The sequence below is a fragment of the Planotetraspora silvatica genome (assembly GCF_016863315.1).
Classification (GTDB): Bacteria; Actinomycetota; Actinomycetes; order Streptosporangiales; family Streptosporangiaceae; genus Planotetraspora; species Planotetraspora silvatica.
The window spans coordinates 15855-33952 of record NZ_BOOQ01000044.1; the positions used below are offsets into that span (position 1 = coordinate 15855).

The 18098-nt window shown below is 71.3% G+C and carries 13 protein-coding genes; 3 read left to right on the forward strand and 10 right to left on the reverse strand.

Annotated features, from left to right (window positions below; genetic code table 11):
* Positions 1–123 precede the first annotated feature (123 nt).
* Entirely contained in the window at positions 124–1062 is a 939-nt protein-coding gene (cofD, locus tag Psi02_RS29830; RefSeq protein WP_203957004.1) for a 2-phospho-L-lactate transferase, read from the forward strand.
* Positions 1063–1170: 108 nt separating this feature from the next.
* Entirely contained in the window at positions 1171–2496 is a 1326-nt protein-coding gene (locus Psi02_RS29835) for a coenzyme F420-0:L-glutamate ligase (protein WP_203979166.1), read from the forward strand.
* A 37-nt stretch (positions 2497–2533) separates the two neighbouring features.
* On the opposite strand, the gene Psi02_RS29840 is transcribed toward Psi02_RS29835, so the two are convergent.
* From Psi02_RS29840 to Psi02_RS29870, 7 genes are all read right to left on the reverse strand, one after another.
* Positions 2534–4291: a substrate-binding domain-containing protein gene (locus tag Psi02_RS29840; RefSeq protein WP_239095275.1), complete on the reverse strand. Its 1758-nt coding sequence runs from the start codon at positions 4289–4291 to the stop codon at positions 2534–2536.
* Positions 4292–4447: 156 nt separating this feature from the next.
* Positions 4448–7099, reverse strand: coding sequence for a bifunctional FO biosynthesis protein CofGH (locus Psi02_RS29845; RefSeq protein ID WP_239095276.1), 2652 nt, complete (start codon positions 7097–7099; stop codon positions 4448–4450).
* Positions 7100–7164: 65 nt separating this feature from the next.
* Entirely contained in the window at positions 7165–8127 is a 963-nt protein-coding gene (locus Psi02_RS29850) for a DNA-3-methyladenine glycosylase family protein (RefSeq protein WP_203979168.1), read from the reverse strand.
* 80 nt (positions 8128–8207) lie between these two features.
* Positions 8208–9311, reverse strand: a complete 1104-nt coding sequence (gene manB, locus Psi02_RS29855; RefSeq protein ID WP_239095277.1) for a mannose-1-phosphate guanylyltransferase — start codon at positions 9309–9311, stop codon at positions 8208–8210.
* Positions 9312–9326: 15 nt separating this feature from the next.
* Positions 9327–10454 (reverse strand): glycosyltransferase family 4 protein, encoded by a 1128-nt coding sequence (locus tag Psi02_RS29860; protein WP_239095278.1) that lies wholly within the window; start codon positions 10452–10454, stop codon positions 9327–9329.
* Between the two features lie 260 nt (positions 10455–10714).
* The gene (locus Psi02_RS29865; RefSeq protein ID WP_239095279.1) at positions 10715–11644 is read right to left on the reverse strand and encodes a lysylphosphatidylglycerol synthase transmembrane domain-containing protein; all 930 of its coding nucleotides are present in this window, start codon (positions 11642–11644) and stop codon (positions 10715–10717) included.
* 5 nt (positions 11645–11649) lie between these two features.
* Entirely contained in the window at positions 11650–12501 is an 852-nt protein-coding gene (locus tag Psi02_RS29870; RefSeq protein ID WP_203979170.1) for a class I SAM-dependent methyltransferase, read from the reverse strand.
* 124 nt (positions 12502–12625) lie between these two features.
* On the opposite strand from Psi02_RS29870, the gene Psi02_RS29875 reads away from it, so the two are divergent.
* Positions 12626–13624, forward strand: coding sequence for a lysylphosphatidylglycerol synthase transmembrane domain-containing protein (locus Psi02_RS29875; RefSeq protein WP_203979171.1), 999 nt, complete (start codon positions 12626–12628; stop codon positions 13622–13624).
* Between the two features lie 14 nt (positions 13625–13638).
* Here Psi02_RS29875 and Psi02_RS29880 read toward each other — a convergent pair whose 3' ends face one another.
* From Psi02_RS29880 to Psi02_RS29890, 3 genes are all read right to left on the reverse strand, one after another.
* Positions 13639–14718, reverse strand: a complete 1080-nt coding sequence (locus tag Psi02_RS29880; RefSeq protein WP_203979172.1) for a glycosyltransferase family 4 protein — start codon at positions 14716–14718, stop codon at positions 13639–13641.
* 13 nt (positions 14719–14731) lie between these two features.
* Positions 14732–15631, reverse strand: a complete 900-nt coding sequence (locus tag Psi02_RS29885) for a glycosyltransferase family 2 protein (protein WP_203979173.1) — start codon at positions 15629–15631, stop codon at positions 14732–14734.
* 110 nt (positions 15632–15741) lie between these two features.
* Positions 15742–17961 (reverse strand): hypothetical protein, encoded by a 2220-nt coding sequence (locus tag Psi02_RS29890; protein WP_239095280.1) that lies wholly within the window; start codon positions 17959–17961, stop codon positions 15742–15744.
* Positions 17962–18098 lie beyond the last annotated feature (137 nt).

An 18098-nucleotide genomic window follows, 5' to 3' on the forward strand; every position in this document is an offset into this window, starting at 1 on the left:
GACATTGGTGTCGGCTGACCCAAGAACCTCATTCGGCGCAGATGTACATATAGCCCCGTTTGCCGCACATGTCGGGGGGTGGGTGTTCGCAGTCCGCTGAACGGCCGGTGGAAGACTGTCGGCATGCGCATCGTGTCCCTGGCCGGAGGAATCGGCGGCGCCCGGTTCCTTCGCGGCCTCAAGGCGGCGGCCCCCGGCTCCGACATCACCGTCATCGGAAACACGGGTGACGACATCACCCTCTTCGGCCTCCGGGTCTGCCCCGACCTGGACACCGTCATGTACACCCTCGGCGGCGGGATCGACGAGGAGCAGGGCTGGGGCAGGTCCGGCGAGAGCCACGTCGTCAAGGAGGAACTGGCCGCCTACGGCGTGGAACCCCAGTGGTTCGGCCTCGGCGACCGCGACTTCGCGACCCACATCGTGCGAAGCCAGATGCTCGCGGCGGGCTACCCGCTCTCCCAGGTGACCGAGGCGTTGTGCGACCGCTGGCAGCCGGGAGTGCGGCTCCTGCCGATGTCCGACGACCGCACCGAGACCCATGTGGTCATCTCGGACGAGAACGGCAGGCGGGCCGTCCACTTCCAGGAGTGGTGGGTCAGACTGCGGGCCTCCCTGCCGGCCGAGCAGATCGGTCTGGTGGGCGCGGAAGACGCCACGCCGGCTCCCGGCGTCCTCGAGGCGATCGGCGAGGCGGACCTGGTGATCCTTCCCCCGTCGAACCCGGTCGTCAGCATCGGGACCATCCTCCAGATCCCCGGCATCCGGGCGGCGCTGGAGGACAAGACGGTCGTCGGCGTCTCCCCGATCATCGGCGGCGCGCCGGTGCGGGGCATGGCCGACGCCTGCCTGACCGCGATCGGCGTCGAGACCAGCGCGCAGGCGGTGCTCGAGTTGTACGGCTCCCGCCTCATCGACGGGTGGCTGGTGGCCGAGGAGGACAAGGGCGTCGCCCTGGACGGCGTGACCGTCGAGGCCAGGCCCCTTCTCATGGACTCCCCCGAGGCCACCAGGGACATCGCCGCCGCGGCCCTCTCCCTCGCCCACACCCTCCACGCGTGATCATGCACAGGTTCGGAGATCACCCTCCCCACCTGCGAACACCCCGGTCGTGATCATGCGCACCTTCGGCGGCGGCCCCGCCCACCAGCGAAAACGCGTTTCGTGATCATGCAGAGAAGACCCGCTACCGAGAACACGCTCCGAGAGGAACCCGTGGCCATCACCATCACCGGCATTCCCGGACTGCCCGAGGTCCAGGCCGGGGACGACATCGCCCGTCTCGTGGCGGAAGCCGTCCCCGCCCTTGAGGACGGCGACGTCCTCGTCGTCACCTCGAAGATCGTGAGCAAGGCCGAGGGCCGCGTCCGCGAGGGCGACAGCCGTACGGCGGCGATCGAGGAGGAGACCGTCCGCGTCGTGGCGCGACGCGGAGACACCGTCATCGCGCAGACCAGGCACGGTTTCGTCATGGCCGCGGCGGGCGTCGACGCCTCGAACACCTCGCCGGGCACGATCCTGCTGCTGCCCGAGGACCCCGACGGCTCCGCCCGGCGGATCAGGGACGGACTGCGCGAGGCGCTGGGCGTCGAGGTCGGCGTGATCGTCTCCGACACCTTCGGACGTCCCTGGCGGCACGGCCTGACCGACGTGGCGATCGGCGCCGCCGGAGTGCGCCCCCTCGACGATCTCCGCGGCCGGACCGACTCCTACGGCAATCCGCTCAACGCGACCGTCACCGCACTCGCCGACGAGATCGCCGCGGCGGGCGAACTGGTGAAGGGCAAACTCGGCGGCGTCCCCATCGCGATCGTGCGCGGCCTCGCCGACCTGGTCACCGCCGACGACGGCCCGGGCGCCCGCGTTCTCATCCGGCCCGCCGACGAGGACATGTTCCGGTACGGCTCGGCCGACGTCGTCTTCGCCCGCCGGACGATCCGCGAGTTCTCGCGGGAAGAGGTCGACCCGGCGGCCGTACGGCGGGCGGTGGCGGCCGCCGTCGCCGCGCCCGCCCCCCATCACACGACGCCGTGGCGTTTCGTGCTGCTGGAGACCCCGCGGGCCCGTACGGAGCTGCTCGACGCGATGAGGGCCGCCTGGATCGACGACCTGCGCTCCGACGGCTTCAGCGAGGAGTCGATCGCCCGGCGGGTCAAACGGGGGGATGTGCTGAGGAACGCCCCCTACCTGGTGGTCCCCTGCCTGGTCATGGAGGGTTCGCACACCTACAGGGACGACCGGAGGAACGCCTCGGAGCGGGAGATGTTCGTGGTGGCGACGGGCGCGGGCGTGGAGAACCTGCTCGTTCAGCTCGCGGTGGAAGGCCTCGGCTCCGCATGGGTGTCGTCCACGATGTTCTGCCGGGATGTCGTGCGCAAGGTGCTCGATCTGCCGCAGGACTGGGATCCGATGGGGGCGGTGGCCGTCGGCCACGCGGCGGGTCCGGCGCGCGAGCGGCCACATAGAGATGCGGGCGACTTCATTGTCACCCGCTGAACCATGCTAAACCATGACAAACGGCACTAAGCACGCATCAACCCTGCGGTGACCCGCAGGTCGGATGACACAACCGCCGGGCCAGCGCGGAGAGGAACACGTCGATGATCTGGCCCGGCTCCTGTGCGACGTAGAGCTGGCCGTTCGTCACGGAGACGATCTCGTTCAGCGCACCCTGGTCGGCGCCCTCGCCGAACGCGACCACGATGACCTGGACGGGCTTGTCCGGATCCCACTCGTCCCGCAACTCCTCGACGAGCTTCTCGCGGGAGACGCCCTTCCCGTCGTCGCGACCGGCGGTCAGCAGGAGCAGCGAGTTGTTCATCAGCGGGTCGTAACCTTCGGACACCGAGCGGAAGCCCCGGAGGATCGCGTCGTAGAGCGAACTCGACCGGCCGGGCGCGGCCTTGATCGCCTGGACCGTCCGCAGCAGCCGGGTCCGCCGGATCTCCTGGCCGCCCGCCGGCTCCGCGATCGGGCCGAGGCTCACGAGTTCGCGCTCGTCCCGCCCGGCGCCGAGATCCCTGGCGAACTCCCACAGCCCGAGATCGGTCCCGTCCGGGAACAGTTGCAGGCCGAGCGTGGCGGCCTCGACGGCGACGTCGTGCCGTGTCCTGCCGCCCTCCCTGATGGGCTCCGCGGTCTCCTTGGACGCGTCGGCCAGGACGAGGATCCGGCTCGGCGGGGCGAGACGGCTCCAGGCGTCCAGCGCCTCGTCGATGACCTCGGGGGTGATCGACGGCCGGGGTTTCGGCTGCTCCACCGGGATGTCCGTGCCCGGCCAGTACGGAGGCTCCTTCCCGTCCGCCGTCCGGAAGCCGTCGTGCCGCATCTCCTCCTGGACGGCGGGCGTGCGCAACCACCGCGCGAAGAGCCGGGAACCCTCCGCCCTCCCCCTGTCCGATGCCGTCACGACGTACGGATAGTCGAGGTCGATCGTCCCCTCGGTGGGCTGGAGTGCGGCAACGGGTTCGACCGACACGTCGCGGTTGTGCGACCAGACCGTCTGCTCGGGCACGATCGCCACGGGACGGGTCCACAGGCCCGTGTCGCCCACGGCGGCCAGAGTGCTCCTGTAGTCGGGGGCCGATCCGGCCTGGGCCATCCGGACGAAGGCGGTGAGGTCCTTGTCCGCCTTCTCCCCCGTCCCAACGAGGTCCCGCGCGGCGGCGACGGTCGCGATGCCCGCTCCGGACGTCGACGGGTCGGGGATCCGCACGATGTCCGGCTCGTCCTCGGTCGGCTGCAACCGCCCGTGGACGGTGGCGGGGAAGACCATGTTCCAGCTCATCGCCGTACGGCCGGCCGCGAACTTCCTGGCGAGCGCCCGCGTGGTGGCGAACACCAGCGGAGACGTGGCGACGACGGCCTCTCCGGGTGCGAGGTCCTTCGCTCCCTGCTTGCGGGCGAGCCGCACCCAGGCGGTGGAGTCGGCCACCCAGCCGTCCGGCCGCCCGGGAAGGACGCCGGCGCGGTCGCCGATGAGCGTCCGCAGAACCGGCGCGGGCGGCTGTTCGGCCACCTGGACCCGCACGCAGCGGCCGTCCACCCCCGCGTTCGAGGCGTTGAACCCGTCAGCCGCCTCCATCACGGGCGCCGCGACGTCGACCGCGGACGCCACGCTGACGATGATCGGATCCCGGGCGGAGCACGCTCCTCCGGCCCTGTTCACGATGGCGAAGACCGCTCCCGCGAGGACGGCCACGACGGCGAGGCTCGACACGGCGCCCCGCCACATGGCCTGCCGGCGGCGCCGTTCGGCGGTGAAGCCGGTGCGGTGTCGACCGGATCGCACGGTGACCATCCTTCACAACGTCGGTCAAGTTTCCTTACTCGAAGCCATGATTGTGTCAAGCACCCCCACATCCGGCGCAAGTGTCGTCAGCCGGAAACGTAGAACTTGTTATAACCCACCCGGCCCCGACACCATGCCCGGACTGAAAAAGCGGGACTAGGCGACTGGCCGCCCCGAGCCCGCCGGACGAAGCGAGACCAGAGGCACCGTACGCCGGACGCTCCCGCACACTCCGTCGCTCCGCCGGGCCGCCTCCATCCGCTCGGCGCTCGGCGTGCCGTACGACGTGGTGCGCTGCCGGAGCGTCCGCCCGGTCGGCGCGACCATGTCGGCCATCTGACTGATCGTGCGGTAGGACCCGTTCTCCGATCCCGCCATCCGGCTGATCGTCTCCTCCATCAGCGTTCCGCCGAGGTCGTTGACGCCGCCGTCCAGCACGGACCGGCACAGGTCGTCCTGCAGCTTGACCCACGAGCACTGGATGTTCGCGATCGCGCCGTGCAGCATGATCCGCGCCAGCGCGTGGACGGCCCGGTTCTCGCGGGCGGTCGGCCCCGGCCGTGCGATCCCGGCGAGGTAGATCGGGGCGCTGGTGTGGACGAACGGCAACAGGACGAATTCGCTGAAGCCCCCGGTGTCCTCCTGGATCGACCGGATCAGCCTGATGTGCCGCACCCAGTGCTCATGGGTGTCCACGTGGCCGTACATCATGGTCGACGTCGTCGGGATGCCCACCTTGTGCGCGGTCGTGACGACGTCCACCCACTCCCGGGTCGGGAGCTTGCCCTTGGTGAGCACCCAGCGCACGTCGTCGTCGAGGATCTCGGCCGCGGTGCCGGGCAGGGAGTCGACTCCGGCCTCCTTCGCGGCGTGCAGCCACTCGGCGATGGACAGGTTCGTACGGCTCGCGCCGTTGATGACCTCCATCGGCGAGAACGCGTGGACGTGCATGTCGGGCGTGCGTTCCTTGACCGCCCGGGCGATGTCGAAGTAGGCGGTGCCCGGCATGTCGGGATGAATGCCGCCCTGCATGCACACCTCGGTCGCGCCGGCGTCCCAGCCCTCCTGCGCCCGGTCGGCCACCTCGCTCAGCGACAGCGTGTAGGCGTCCGCGTCGGTGCGGCGCTGCGCGAACGCGCAGAACCGGCAGCCGGTGTAACAGACGTTGGTGAAGTTGATGTTGCGGTTGACGACGTAGGTCACGTCGTCTCCCACGGCCTCCCGCCGCAGGCCGTCCGCGATCCGGCACAACTCGTCCAGGCCCGCGTCGTCGGCGCCGGCTCCCGACGGATCGCCCGCCAGGTCGATCAGCGCCAGCGCCTGGTCGTCCGTCAGGCTCGCGGGGTCGCTCTCCGCCTGCCGGAGGGCCGCCCGCACGGTTCCGTCCACCCGGCCCGTACGGCTGAGGCCCGCGCTGGGGAGGCGGTCGCGCAGGGCCTCCCAGTCGCCGTAGACGTCGTCGAAGTCGTCGCGGCGGTCGTGCGTCCGCCCCTCGGAGTCGATGGCCGTGTGCAGGTCGGACCGGCCCGAGGTCCGCAGACCGCCCTGGAAGCCCCCATCGGGCTCCTGCCACGGCCGGCCCTCCAGGACCGCGTCCGGCCGGGCGAGGCCCGTCTCGGGGTCGGCCAGGGCCTCCACGTGGCCGAGCAGGCGCGGGTCCAGCCAGGGCTCACCCGCCAGCACGTACTCCGGATAGATGGTCAGGCGTTCCCGCAACTCGAACCCGGCGTCGGCGGTCCGGGCGGCGAGGTCGTCGATCTGGGGCCACGGGCGCTCGGGGTTCACGTGGTCGGGCGTCAGCGGGGAGACGCCGCCCCAGTCGTCGATGCCCGCACGCAGCATCAGCGCGAACTCGTCGCCGATCAGGTTGGGCGGGGCCTGGATGCGCACCTTTGGGCCCAGCACCAGGCGTGCGACGGCGATCGTGGCGGCGAGTTCGTGCAGGTCGGCGTCCGGCATGCCGCGCATCGCCGTGTCGGGCTTGGCGCGAAAGTTCTGGACGATGACCTCCTGGACGCCGCCGTACTCCCGCGCGACCCGGCGGATCGCGAAAATCGACTCAGCCCTGTCCTCGATGGTCTCCCCGATGCCGATGAGGATGCCGGTGGTGAACGGCACGTTCGACCGTCCGGCGTCCTCGAGCACGCGGAGCCGTACGGCCGGGTCCTTGTCCGGGGAGCCGTAGTGCGCCTGGCCCTTCTCCGTGAACAGCCGCTCCGACGTGGTCTCGAGCATCATCCCCATCGAGGGGGCGACCGGCTTCAGCCGCTGGAGGTCGCGCCACGTCAGAACGCCCGGGTTGAGGTGCGGAAGCAGCCCCGTCTCCTCCAGCACGCGGATCGCCATCGCGCGGACGTAGGACAGCGTGTCGTCGTAGCCGTGCGCGTCGAGCCATTCGCGGGCCTGGTGCCACCGGTCCTCAGGACGGTCCCCCAGGGTGAAGAGGGCCTCCTTGCAGCCCATGGCCGCCCCCTGGCGGGCGATCTCGAGGACCTCGTCCGGCGACATGAAGGCGCTGTCGAGCTTGTGCGGCGCGGTGGCGAACGTGCAGTAGCCGCAGCGGTCCCGGCACAGCCGCGTCAGCGGGATGAACACCTTCCGGCTGTAGGTCACGATCCCCGGCCGTCCCACGGCCGACAGCCCGGCGTCCCTTACGCGCGCGGCATGGTCGAGAAGAACCTCGAGGTCCTCGCCGCGCGCCTGCAGCAGGATGGCCGCCTCGGCGACGTCGAGCGTCTTGCCGTCCCGGGCACGCGCGAGCGCGCGCCGAGTCCCGTTGTCACCGTTCATGGCCCTGTGTCCCGTCATACGCGCACACTACGACCCCCTGAGTACGCCAGGCTTACTCAGCCCCCCAAGAGCATTTACTCGGGTCAGAAGGACCGGTAGTCGCGGGGGGCCATTCGGGGGCCGCGGGCCGGGGGTCGCAGGCCGCTGAGCTCGATCAGCTTGACGACCCGATGACGGTGGCCCCGGAAGGGCTCGAGAAGCTCAAGCATGCCCGCGTCGTCGGTCTTCTCGCCGGTGAACGCCCAGCCGACCATGCCCGGCAGGTGGAAGTCCCCCACGCTCGGCGCGTCGGGGTCTCCGTGGCTCCGCTGGCGCACCTCCGCCGACGTCCACACCCCGATGCCGGGAAGGGCCCGCAGCAGCCGGTCCGCCTCGGCGGAATCGAGGCCGCCGAGAGCCGTCGCCTCCAGCTTCTCCGCATGATGGGCGGCATTGATGATCGTCCTGGCCCGCACGGCCTCGGCCCCGGCCCGATGCCAGTCCCAGGACGGGATCGCGCGCCACACCTGAGGCGGCGGCATCACCGCCATCCCCTCCGGCGCGGGCCCGGGGGCGGGCTCGCCGTACTTGCGCATGAGCCAGCGCCACGCCCGCCAGGCCTCCCTGCCGACGACCTTCTGCTCCAGCACCGCCGGCACGAGCGCCTCGAACACGCGGAGCGTCCGCCCGATCCGCAGCCCCGGATGCCGGGCGGCCAGACCGGCGACCAGCGTGACGGCGGCGTCCCGCCGCGTGGCGGTCAGCGACCCGGCGAATCCGGAGACGTCGTCGTCGGCGCCCAGTGCCTGCGGAAGCGTCTCCAGCAACCACTCCGCCCCGGGCCCCCAGGCCTGTCCGTGCACCTCACCGCGACGGTCCGCGACTCGCAGCGTGCCGGGCCCCTCGGGTGTGCGGGACGTCCGCCAGATCGCTCCGTCAGGCGTACGGCACCACGCGGGATCGCCTCCCCCGCGCCGGTGCGGCGACAGCGTGAGCCCGACGTCGATCGTCGTGGGCGGGGTCCATCTGCGCTCCCTGAGCACCGTCGCTGCGCCGGCTGACGGCATCGGCCTCGCCTCCCCCGTCCCAGCATGCCGCCGGGCGGCAGTGTGGGGAACCCCGGCGGTCCCGTCGCCGATCGGCATGCTCAGAGGTCGCTCGAGAACCGCACCGAGCACTCGGGCAGGGACACACCCGGCCAGATGCGCAGGCCCGACATGAGTTCGTTGCCCTCGCCGATCCGCGCGCCGTCGCCCACGACCACTCCGCGCAGGACGGCCCCGGGCGCGACGTGGGCGCCCACGCCGACCACCGAGTCGACGACGACGGCCCCGCAGCCCACGACGCAGTCGTCGGCCAGGACGCTGCCGCGGACGCTGGCTCCGGCCTCGACCGTCGCGCGGGCGCCGACGACCGTGCCGCCCGTCACCTTCGCCTCGGGTGACACCACGGCCCCGTCCAGCAGGAGGGACTCGCCGGCGGCACCAGGCAGGGCCGGAGACTCGAGCCTGCCTTGGACGAGGTCGGCGGAGCCCTGCACGAACGCGGCCGGCGTGCCGACGTCGAGCCAGTAGGACGCGTCGGCGTAACCGAGCACCATCTGGCCCGCCTCGATGAGGCCCGGGAAGGTCTCCCGCTCCACCGACACGACCTCGCCCTGGGGAATCAGGTCGATGACCGATCGCTGGAACACGTAGCAGCCCGCGTTGATCCGGTTGGTCACCGGATTGGGCGTCTTCTCCAGGAACGCGGTCACCACGCCGTCCGGAGAGGTCGGCACGCAGCCGAACCGTGAGGGGTCCTCGACCTCCGTCAGATGCAGCGTCACCGCCGCCCCCCGGGAGCGGTGGAAGTCCACCTGGGCCGAGATGTCGTGGCCCGAGAGGATGTCGCCGTTGAGAATCAGCACGGGGGCGTCCTGCGGGCAGGTGAGCGCCTCGGCGGCGTTGCGGATCGCACCGCCGGTGCCCAGCGGCGTCTCCTCCGTCATGTACACGATCTCGAGCCCGAACGCCGCCCCGTCGCCGAACGCGTCGGCGAACATCGAGGCGCGGTAGGAGGTGGCGAACACGACCCGGCGAACCCCGTGCGCCTGCGCCTTGGCGAGCATGTGCGCCAGGAAGGGGACACCGGCCGTGGGAAGCAACGGCTTGGGCGTGTGCAACGTCAATGGCCGTAGTCGGGTCCCCTGACCCCCTACGAGCAGAATCGCCTCGAGGGGCTCCGGCGACCGCAAAGAACTCTCGCTCACAGCCGCGAGGTTAGCCTAGCTCTCGATCGCCCGCTGGTATGCCACGAGATGGGCTTCCGCCGACAGCCGCCAGGTGAACTCCTGGGAACGGGCGGCGCCCGCCGACGCCAGAGCCTCCCGGCGTTCCGGCGACTCCAGGAGCGCCCGCAACGCGTCGCCGATGGCGTCCGCCTCGGGTTCGGTGTAGGCCACGGCGTCGCCTCCGACCTCCGGCAGCGAGGTCCTGTGCGTCGTCAGCACCGGCGCCCCGCAGGCCATCGCCTCCAGCACCGGCAGCCCGAACCCCTCGCCTCTGGACGGGAACGCGACGACGAGCGCGCCGCCGAGGAAGCCCGGCAGGTCGGCGAAGGGCAGGTAGCCCGGCCGTACGACCCGGATCTTGGGCGGCAGTTCCGCGACCACGGCGTCCACTTCGTCGTCCCAGTTCGGGCCGCCCGCCAGCACCAGCGCGGGCGGCTCGTCCAGATGCCGTACGGCCCTGGCGAAGCCCCTGATCAGGTTCGGGACGTTCTTGCGGGGTTCGATCGCGCCGAGATAGGCGACGTACGGGTGACCATGGATGCCGAACCGGTCGGCCACCCGCTTGGTCTCGAGCTCGGTGGGCGGGTGGAACAGCGCCGGGTCCACGCCGTGGTAGGCGACGTCGATCCGCGTGGGGTCGGCCGCGAGCACCCTGACCAGCTCGTCTCTCGTGGCCTTGGACGGCACGATCATCCGGGTCGCGTGGCGGACCGCCGTACGGGTCGCGGAGCGGAAGAAGGAGGCGTTGACGGTGCCGTGCTGCTCGGCGTCGGTGAAGCAGGTGGCGTCGTGGACGGTCGCCACGGTCGGCAGGCCGGACCGGAGCGGTATCGAGTAGAAGGGGGCGTGGATCACGTCGGCGCCCAGCTGGCGGGCCAGGACGGGCACGCTGGTCTGCTCCCAGACGAGGCGGGCGCCGCGGTTGGTGATGGCGGGCGGTCCCGGAAGGATGCGGGCGGAGGGGGCGAGCTTGCCGTACCTCTCGGCGTCGGACCGCTGGCAGATGACCGCGAGATCGGCGCCCGCCTGGTGGAGGGCGGCGACCAGTCCGTCGACGTATCGGATAAGAGCACCACGATCGGTGGGAACGGCCGCCGCGTCGACGACCACACGGGGTTTCAAGAAGATCGCTCCCCTCAGCGAGGCTCACGACCAGGGGTCTCCTGATCGACTTGCCTCTCAGCCGGGTGTCATCCCGGAGAGATGGGCCTGAGGGCGGAACTCCCGTCAGCCAACGGGCGCCTCCTTCCCCCGGGCCACCCTTCAGCGTTCACTCTATGGCTGGCTTCCCCGCAACCGTGAGGGATATCACACGCCTATCCGTGTCACTCTGGCGGAATCATCGGTGAATTCGCACCTAACACACGAATTGCCAGTGATGATCAGTGCTTTTCGGCAGGTTGACTCGTTTGGGGGACCGAACCGCGCGCCGCCGCACCGGCCATCCCCGCGCACACCAGGTCGCCCACCGAGACGATGAGCCGGGAGCACAGGGCCGCCGCGATGGCGGAACCGCGGTCCAGCACCGGGGCGAGCGCGGCCACCATCGCCACCTCACGGACTCCCGCTCCGGCGGGGAAGACGATCGCCAGGGTCCCCAGACACCACGCCAGCGCGAAGGCGCCGAAGCTGAGGATCACCGCGTCGGTCCCGGTGGCGCCGAGACCGTGGACGATCAGCGCGAGGTGGGCGCCGTACAACGCCCAACCGGCGAGCGCCCACCCGACGGCGGCGAGGATGCCGCGGCGGGTCAGCGGCCGTTCGAGGGGCGGCCTGCGCAGCCGCCTCAGCCCGAAGCCGATCACCGCGTTCACGATCGCCGGATGGAGGGCCACGACGAGCACGGGGACCAGGAGCAGCAGCCAGGCGTAGCGCGCGACCGAATCGCCGCCGATCACGGGGAGGGTGACCACCCCCACGAGCAGGCCGCTCGCCAGATAGATCGGATACGTCAGGAAGAACGCCGCGGCGCTGCGGGATCGCGGGATGCCGTGATCGCGGCCCATCTCCATCTGGGCGAGCATGACGTGGACCGCCGAGCCGGGGATGTACTTGCCGAGCTGGCCGATGAAGAAGATCTTGGCCGCGCTGGTGAGCGACAGGGGTGAGCCGAATTCGGCGAGCAGGGAGCGCCACATCATCATCCCCGCGCCCAGTGCCCCGAGCACGGCGACGAACGCCCCTGCCAGTTCGGGCCATGACAGCCGGGCGAAGCCGTCGGAGACCGCCCCCCACTGCCCCGCGAGGCTCCAGGCGCCGAAGCCGAGGGCGACGAGCAGGAACAGTCCTCGTACGGCCTTGCGGCGGCTCATCCGGCTCATGGGGTGCGGACCTGCTCGGGGGGCTGCGGGAGCGCGGCGCCGAGCGGCCGGCCCTGGGTCTTCGTCGCCACCCACAGGTAGGTGGGGACCACCGGCCGCATGGCGGTCAGCGCGGGCCGCGGAGCCCGCTCGAGCACTCCCTTGGCCGCGCGGCCCACGGCCCCGGGGAAGAGCTCTCCACCGGCGAACCGGTCCGGCGAGGCGAGCACCGGGAAGGTGTAGTCCCACACGTGGAAGGCGGAGAGCATCCGGCGCAGCCCGCCCCGCGTGCGGAAACGCTCGTAGTAGTGGTCGGCGCGCCCGAACGCCCGCACGTAGCGGTCGGCGGCGCCGGCCGGCAGGTAGGACAGGAAGGGCAGCTTGTAGTGCGGCTCCATCACGCCGAGCCGATTGCCGAGCCCGAGATAGAGAACGCCGTCGTCGGACAGCACGCGGTGCATGTCCGCGATCACCGAGTCGGGGTCCACCACGTGCTCGTAGATGTGGTTGAACACGAGCACGTCCACCGATCCGTCGGGGAACGGCAGGGCCCCGCCGTCCGCACAGACGAACTCGACCCGCTCGCCGAACCTCTCCGACGCCTTCCTGAGACCGGGGACGTCGATGTCGACGCCGAAGGTCCGGCCGGCGCCCGCGGCCGCGAGCTCGTCGGCGATGAATCCGGCCGAGCAACCGATGTCGGCCACGGTCAGCCCCGACAACACGCTGCCGGGCTCGGCCGCGTCCCTGCCCAGGTAGTGCGCGAGCACGGCGAGGATCTTCGCGGCCTTGCGGCGCCGCTTCTCCTCGTCGAGCATCGCGCCCTGGAACTCGGAGTACTCCAGCTGGGCGGCGCGTTCTCTGCTCACCGGTCGATCACCGCTACCTCCGTCCGTCAAGGTGCCCCACAGTACCGCCGACAGGCCGCGGCGCCGGTCCCCGTGACCGAGCTGGGCCTACCAGCGGGTAGCTTCCACGCCCTACCATCGGCGGATGCCGAGCCACCCCCCGGGCCCCGTGTCTTCAGCGCAGACCAGCCGTCCGCCCGCCACCCGGCTGGAACGTCTGCGGTCGAGCCGCGTGCCCAGAGTCCTGCTGGTCCTGGTCGCGCTGGGCTTCCTCGCGCACGGTCTCGCCGGGAACTGGCCGGGCACCACCGCGGCGGTCTCCCGCCTGTCCTGGTGGTCGCTGGGGGTGTGCTTCGTCTCCGTTCTCGTGGGCCTCGGGTTCATGCTCCTCGCCTGGCGCGAGATCCTGAAGGGCCTCGGCTCCCCGCTGCCGCTCGGGGTGGCGTCCCGGGTGATGTTCGTCGGCCAACTCGGCAAGTACGTCCCCGGCGGGATCTGGGCGTTCGCCGCGATGATCGAGCTGGCCCGCGACCACGGCGCCCCTCCCCGGCGCACGTTCAGCGCGACGGCCCTCGGCCTGGTGACCTCACTCGGCTGCGCGCTCGCCCTCGCCGCGGCCACGCTCTCGGGCCAGATCCTCAGAGAGGGCTGGTACCTGCTGGCCCTCATCCCTCTCATCGTGGTCGGGCTCCACCCCCGGGTGATGACCTGGGGGCTGAACCTGGCTCTGCGCATCGCCAGGAAGGAACCGCTCGACCAGACCCTGAGCGGGGCGGTCATGGCGAGGGCCGCCGGCTGGACCGTGATCGGCTGGCTCGTCTACGGCGTCCACCTATGGGTCCTGGTCGGCGGCATGCGGCCGGGCGGCCTCTCCCTGTACGCGGTCGCCGCCGGGGCGTACGCGCTCGCCTGGACGACGGGCATCCTGACCGTCGTCGTGCCCGCGGGCATCGGTGTGCGCGAGGGCGCGATGGTCATCGCCCTGGCGCCGGTCCTCGACGCGCCGAGGGCCCTGGTCGTGGCCGTGGTGTCACGGGTGGCTTTCACACTCGCCGACGTCACCTGGGCCGCCCTGGGGGTGATCTCGCACAGGCTCACGCGCGCCCCGTCCGACGTCCCCGCCGGTCAGGCGCCCGTCGGATGACCCTCAGCTGATCGTCAGATGACCGCGGCGAGGAGGGTGCCGAGGTACACGGCCCAGAACGGGTCGGGATCGACCGCCTTGACGCCGCTCCGCAATCGCGCGGGCGTGCCCGGCTCGTAGAAGCGCTTGAGCGCCTCCGCCAGCGCGCCCGCCGAGCCCGGCTCGACGAGCAGCCCGTCGACGCCGTCGTTCACGTTGTCCGCCAGCGCCCCGACACGGGTGGCGATCACCGGAACCCCGTGCTCGTGACCCAGCCACACGTTCTGACTGGCCGTCGCGGAGCGATAGGGCAGCACGAGGGCGTCCGTCTCGGCGAACAGCCCCGGCACGTCCTGCGCCGCGACATACCCCGGGCGCAGGTCGACGCGGTCCGCCAGCCCCAGCTCGGCGATCAGGGCCTTGGTCCCCTCCAGCCCTCCCCAGAACTCGCCCGCGACCGTCAGCCCGACTCCCGGAATCTGCGCCAGTGCGCGAAGCAGCAGATCAAGCCCCTTGTACGGCCGGACGATGCCGAAGAACAGCAGCCTGCCGTACGGCTCAGGCCCTCCGGAGGCCCTGATGTCGCGGGTGGGCAGGTGCGGGGCGAGGCCGGCCACCCGCACGGGGACGGAGGTCAGCCCGCGGGCCATGCCGGCCTGCTCCTCGGAGTGGACGAGGACCTCGTCCACCCTGCCGAGCAGGGCTTTCATCAGCGGCCGGTCGTACGGCTTGCGCTCGTGCGGCAGCACGTTGTGGCACAGCGCGACCACCCTGGCCTTGCGGCGCAGGCCGTACAGGATGCCGAGGTAGGCGGGCACCTGCACCGGACTGAGCACGGCGAGGACGACGAGGTCGAAGCCCCGCAGCCGTCTCCCGCAGCCGATCCACCCGTCGGGGCGGCGCCAGTCGAGCTCCCGCCGGGTGTCCGGGTACGGCTCTCCCTCGGGCGCGTCGATCGTCTGCTGCCCGGGATAGAGGAAGCCCGGATACTGCGCCCTCCACGACTCGATCACGACCTCGTGGCCCTCGGCGCGCAGCCGGCGGGCCAACTCGGTCGTGTGATGGGCGCCGCCGCCCTTGTAGGGATACGTCGGACCGACGATCGCAACTTTCATCGACGCGGGTCGCCTACTCGCCCCTGGACCGGACGATGAGGTCGGCCAGGAGCGCGAGCGACCCGATCAGCAGGCCGGACAGGAAGATCACAATGGTGTTGCTGGTCAGGTAGAAGCCGTAGCGCACCACGTCGTACACGCCCTTGACCAGCCCGATGCCGACCAGCCAGAGCGCCGGGGGCATGAGCACCTTGAGCGGATTGAAGTACATGACCATCCGCAGGACCTGCAGGATGTAGCGGTAGGCGTCGGAGACGAAGCTGAACTTCGACTTCCCGGCCCGCTTGGCGTACTCGATCGGCAGGTAGTACACGTCATGCTGGTTCGACAGGAACGCCAGCGTGATCGTCGTGACGCAGGAGAACCCGGGCGGCAGCAGCCGCAGGTACGGCTTGGCGACCGACTTGCGGAACGCCCGCAGGCCCGAGTTGAGGTCGGGGATCCGCTGCCCGGCGAGCCGCTCGGCGACCTTGCGGATGAACCACTTGGCCGGCACCCGCAGTAACTTGTGCGACCCCTCCTCGGTGGTCCTGGCGCCGACGACCTGGTCGACGGTGTGATCCTTCTCGAGGATCTGGACCAGCTCGGGGATCCGCTCGTTCGGGTAGGTCATGTCCGCGTCGGTCCACACGACGATCTCGCCGCGGGCCTCCTGGGAGCCGATCCTGCGGACCGTGCCCGACCCGCCGTTGCGGTGGAACGCCTTGATCCGCATGTTCGGGTAGTTCGGCGCCGCCTCCTGGAGGCGGGCGAGGGTCTGGTCGCTCGAGCAGTCGTCCACGGCCACGAGCTCATAGGTGTAACCGCTCGCGTCCATGGCCGCGCAGATGCGCTCGACCTCGTCGACCACGTGATCCTGCTCGTTGTAGCACGGCAGGACGATCGTCACGTAAGGGTTCTCCGCGGCAGTCACAGCGCTTCCAAGGTCTCGGGCGTGGTCACGTCCGGTCAGGGTACTCTGCCCAGCCGAACGGCGACCCAACATCTCCGACTCGTACGGCCCCGCCCTCGGGGTCGCCGGCGTCAGGCGGGCATGGTCATCCAGACGTCGATGGTGAGCGACCAGGTGCCGTCGGGCGGGTCGACGAGGGAGCGCTCGTCCTGCCGGCTGCGCAGTTTCACCACCTGCGTGGGCGGCCCGTACGGCCAGAGCTGGTCGGGCTCGGCGGCGAGCAGCACGGGGAGGCGGCCCGTCTGCCTGACCTTGTCCACCAGGCGCTCGATGTCGGATTGCATGGGCACGTCGCTGCCCTGGGGATAGGCCACCCGGGCGGTCGGCACGCCGCACTCGCCCCGGACGACCTGGGTGATGCGGTCGCCCGTCGCCCGCTCGACGATCAGCACGGACGCGTTCGGCGGGATCGCGGCGCACAACCCCGCCACGGCGGCGGCCTCTCCCCTGTCCACAGGGGTGAAGGCGGTGCCGATCGAGGTGATCGCGGCAGGCACGACCAGCAACACCGCCCCCGCCGTCACCAGCAGGCGTGAGCCGTACCCCCAGCGGTGCGCCCGCCGCCGGACCCAGCGCAGGCCCCACACCGCGAGCAGGATCATCCCCGGGATCACGATCGGCACCAGCCGCCGCGACGCCCACGGGTGGTCAGGCGTGATCGCGGGCCGCCAGAGCGTCGTCACCGTCGTCCAGCCGATGATCGCCAGAGGCAGGAGCCAGCCGAACTCCCTCCCCCTGGCCATCCGGCGCGCGAGCACGGCCGCGGCGAGCGTGGCGAGCACGACGACGGGGACGCCGACGTACCAGATCACCCAGTACAGCGAGTCCTCGTAATAGAGCCGGGTGGGATCGATCGGCAGGTGATTGACCTGCTGCGTCTTACTGATGAAGTTCGCGGTCAGCTCGTCCTCCGGCGTCATCGCGACGCGGCGAACGGTCTGCAGCCACGGCCGTACGGCCAGGCCCGCGACGACCAGCACGACGAGACCCGCGGCGATGTCGGGCACCCGGCGGGCGAGCCGTCCCTCGGAGAGCGCGCTCACACGTCCCGCGATCCAGGGCGCCAGCGCCGCCGCGACGACGGTGAGAACGAGCACCGCGACACAGATGGCGATCAGCGGCTTGAGCGAGCTGGACAGGTAGCTGAGGTAGGGCCGCGCGAGGGCGTAACAGGCGGCGAACCCCAGCCCCGCGCCGCACAGGAGCCCGATGAGCAGGGGCGCTCCGAGCCTCCCCTCGGGCGCGCGCTCCTTCATGGCGTCTCGGGCGCGTGACAGCCGGGCCAGGGCGATGAGCAGTCCGGCGTAGGCCAGCACCGGCAGGACGTCCCTGAGCCCGTCGATGCGCACGAGCACCGTCAGCCCGAACGCCAGGCCCGCGAACGCCGCCATCAGGCGGGCGCCGGCGGGCTGCGCCCTTCGCGCCGTCTCCGCGGGTGTGGCCGGTGCGAGGTATCCGAGACCGAGGAGCCCCGCGCGGAGGCGGAAACGGGCGTCGAGCAGGAGGCTCATCGCGCCGAACACCAGGATCAGTGACGGGATCTCGCTGAACGTCGTCCGGGACGTGTACAGGACGGGCATGCTCACGGCGAAGACCAGCGCCGCCAGGGGCGCCCAGCGCGCGCCGACGAGGCGGGCGGCGGTCCCGCCGACGGTGAGCACCGCGAGGGCTCCGAGGATCGGCGGCACGAGCACGAGCCCGGGGACGCCGCCGAGCCAGTAGCCGATCGCGTGGATCATCGGGGGGCCGGCCATGAACTGCGGGACGATCCCGCCGTCCCACGCGTAGAAGCCCATGCTCGCGAACCGCAGCGCGGGGTCGGAGCCGCCGAAGTCGCCCAGGGGGATCGGCAGCGAGCCGTGCCTCGCCAGCCAGATCGCGTATTGCGCGTAGGTGGCGGGATCACGCCGGACGATCAGTTGCTCGCCGTGGAGGAGCCCGTTGAAGATCCCCGAGGCGGCCGCGATGCCGAGGACGGCCGCCGTGGGCCATGCCGCGGACTCCACCACCTCGGGCAGGCGGCGCAGGCCGAACCAGCAGAAGGCGACGGCCAGCGCGCCGCCGGCGATCAGCATGGGCAGTGGCCTGAACCAGCCGAGCAGCAGCAGCGGCAGCCCGGCCACCAGCCACCCGCTGAGGGCGAGCGCGGGCACGGCGGAGGCGACGGCGAGCAGCCGGCCCGCCGACGGCCATGTCGTCCGCCGATGGGCGAGATCGAAAGCGTTCTTCAGGATGAGGTGAGCGTAGCCGTCCCGTCCGGCGATCGCCCTTCGTGACGGCAAGCCGATCATGAGTCCTCCACGCGAACGCAGGTCACGACCGGTCCCGGGAGCCGGTAGCGTACGCGGGAGATCTCCGGCAGCGGGAGTGAAGGTGGCGCAGACGGGGCGAATCACATCGTGGACCCGGCGACACGGGTGGTTTCTCA

Bases quoted from the DNA above. Each gene is read 5' to 3' on its own strand.
- cofD (WP_203957004.1), top strand. From the start codon at position 124: ATGCGCATCGTGTCCCTGGCCGGAGGAATCGGCGGCGCCCGGTTCCTT.
- Psi02_RS29875 (WP_203979171.1), top strand. From the start codon at position 12,626: ATGCCGAGCCACCCCCCGGGCCCCGTGTCTTCAGCGCAGACCAGCCGT.
- Psi02_RS29890 (WP_239095280.1), bottom strand. From the start codon at position 17,961: ATGATCGGCTTGCCGTCACGAAGGGCGATCGCCGGACGGGACGGCTAC.
- Psi02_RS29850 (WP_203979168.1), bottom strand. From the start codon at position 8,127: ATGCCGTCAGCCGGCGCAGCGACGGTGCTCAGGGAGCGCAGATGGACC.
- Psi02_RS29865 (WP_239095279.1), bottom strand. From the start codon at position 11,644: ATGAGCCGCCGCAAGGCCGTACGAGGACTGTTCCTGCTCGTCGCCCTC.
- Psi02_RS29880 (WP_203979172.1), bottom strand. From the start codon at position 14,718: ATGAAAGTTGCGATCGTCGGTCCGACGTATCCCTACAAGGGCGGCGGC.
- Psi02_RS29835 (WP_203979166.1), top strand. From the start codon at position 1,171: ATGCAGAGAAGACCCGCTACCGAGAACACGCTCCGAGAGGAACCCGTG.
- Psi02_RS29845 (WP_239095276.1), bottom strand. From the start codon at position 7,099: ATGACGGGACACAGGGCCATGAACGGTGACAACGGGACTCGGCGCGCG.